Annotated in this window: 2 protein-coding genes; both read right to left on the bottom strand. The window is 70.3% G+C overall.

The features are described 5' to 3' along the window. A partial coding sequence (locus VEG08_13240; GenBank protein ID HXZ28951.1) for an ATP-binding protein occupies nucleotides 1-1,271 on the bottom strand: 1,271 nt, incomplete at its 3' end. Further along, on the bottom strand, nucleotides 1,268-2,053 hold a 786-nt coding region (locus VEG08_13235), incomplete at its 5' end, for a prepilin peptidase (protein HXZ28950.1). The genes VEG08_13235 and VEG08_13240, both read right to left, overlap by 4 nt.

Below are 2,053 nucleotides of genomic sequence, written 5' to 3'. Positions count from 1 at the left end.
GAGGGGTCGCTGGCCACGCTGATCGAGCCGCCGTGCTCGGTCACGATGCGGTGGACCAGGGCCAGGCCCAGCCCGGTGCCGCCCGCCTTGGTGGTGAAAAAAGGAATGAAGATATGGGCCAGGTTCTCCGGAGGGATGCCGGGACCGTTGTCGCGCAAGGTGATGCGGGTCTCCTGCTCGCCGGCCTCCGCCGCCACCTCCAGGCTCACAGGAGGTCCCGCCGGGCCGGCCTCAGCGCTGTTGCGCAGCAGGTTGGAGAAGGCCTGGCACAGCGCGGTGCGGTCGCCCTCCAGGGTGAGCCCCGGGGGCACCTTCCCCAGGTCGAGGTCGAGAGTGCAGCCGCGCGCGGCTTCCTCCAGCAACGGGCGCAGGTCCAGGGTCTCGGGCTCGATCTTCTGCGGCCGGGCGAAGTTCAGGAAGTCGGTGACGATGCGGGTGAGGGCCTCGGTCTCGCGCGCGATCTTGGCGCCGAATTCGCGCGCCTCCGGATGTTCCTCGGCGGCCAGCATCTGGGCGTACCCGGAGATGGTGGCCAGCGAGTTCTTGAACTCGTGGGCGATGCCCGCCGACATCTCGCCCAGCGAGGCCAGGTTCTCCCTCAGGCGTATCTGGCGCGAGAGGTCGGCGATCTCGGTGAGGTCGCTGACCAGGCAGGCGGCGCCCAGGGAAGAGCCGTCGCGCGCGCTCACCGGCGAGAGCGTGATGCCCAGCACCCGGGCCTCGTTGGCCGGGGTGAGGTAGTCGGCCTCCAGGCGGCGGAAGGAGCGGCCCTCGCGCAGGGCCGCTTCCACCGCGGCCACCAGGTCGGAGGGAGTCTCGTCTCCCTCCGGGCTCTCGTCGCGCACCGCGCCCGCCCCCCGGAACAGGTCGCGGGCGTGCAGCCCGAAGACCGAGGCGTAGCCCAGGATGGTGCGCGCCGCCGGGTTGGCCTGGCGCACCAGTCCCGCAGAATCGAAGAGCACCACCCCGCTGGTCAGGTTGGAGATCACGGCCTCGCTGACGTTCTCACTCTTGGCGGCGCGCTGCCGCTCGATGCGGTGCAGCCGCTCCACCTCCCGCTCCTGCTCTTTGAGCCGCTGGATCACCGCCCGGTAGGCGGCCGCCTCGAAGGCGGCGCCCTCCACCGGCGGGCCGCTCTCCTCCACTTCGCCCTCCTCGCGGAGGCTGCGCCGCAGATAGCGCATCAGCAGCGCTGCCGCCACCAGGGCCGCCGCCGCCAGCAGCAGGACGAGGAGCATCTTCATCACCAGCGGATTGGCCAGCAGCTTCACAGCAGCATCCCCAGATACCAATTCACGGCGGCGTTGCCCGCGATGGCGGCCACCACCGCCATCCCGCCCAGGAAGATTCCGAAGGGGACCTCGTAGCCATGGTAGAAGACCAGGGCGGACTTCCAGGCGCGGCGGCGGGAAGCGGCCGGGTCCTCACGGTGCTTGGTTTGGCGGCGGCGCGTGCGCCGCAGCCAAACGACCAGCACGGTGACCAGCCCGAACAGCGAGCCCACCACCGAAGCTCCCAGCAGCGTGAACAGCGTCAGCTTGATGCCCAGGAAGGCCCCCACCATGCCCATGAGCTTCACGTCGCCGAAGCCCATGCCCTCGCGGCCGCGCGCCCACTGGTAGGCTGCGCCCGCTCCCCAGATCAGTCCCGCTCCCAGCCCCGCCGCCAGCAGCGCGCCCGCCAGCGAGAACAGCCGCCAGGCAATGCGCGAGTCGAGTGCCCCCGGGAAATACGCCGACAGCAGCCCCAGCGACAGGTCATCCACCGGGAGCAGCAGGCTGAACACCAGGCCCAGCCCCAGCCCGCTGAGGGTGAGTCCGTCGGGTAGGAGCTTGGTCTCGGCGTCGGTGAAGATCAGCCCCAGCAGCAGGAAGCAGAAGACGCAGAACTTCAGCGTGGGCCAGGTGGTGCCGAAGCGCGCGTAACAGGCCAGGAAAAGCAGCGCGGTGAGCACCTCCACCACCAGGTAGCGGGGGGTGATGGGGGCATGACACCGGCGGCAGCGTCCGCCCAGCACTACCCAGCTCACGACCGGCACGTTGTCGTAGAAGCG

This window comes from Terriglobales bacterium (assembly GCA_035624475.1).
Lineage (GTDB): Bacteria > Acidobacteriota > Terriglobia > Terriglobales > Acidobacteriaceae > DASPRL01.
The sequence above is the reverse complement of the archived record's forward strand: the minus strand, read 5'-3'. Positions and strand labels throughout refer to the sequence as shown.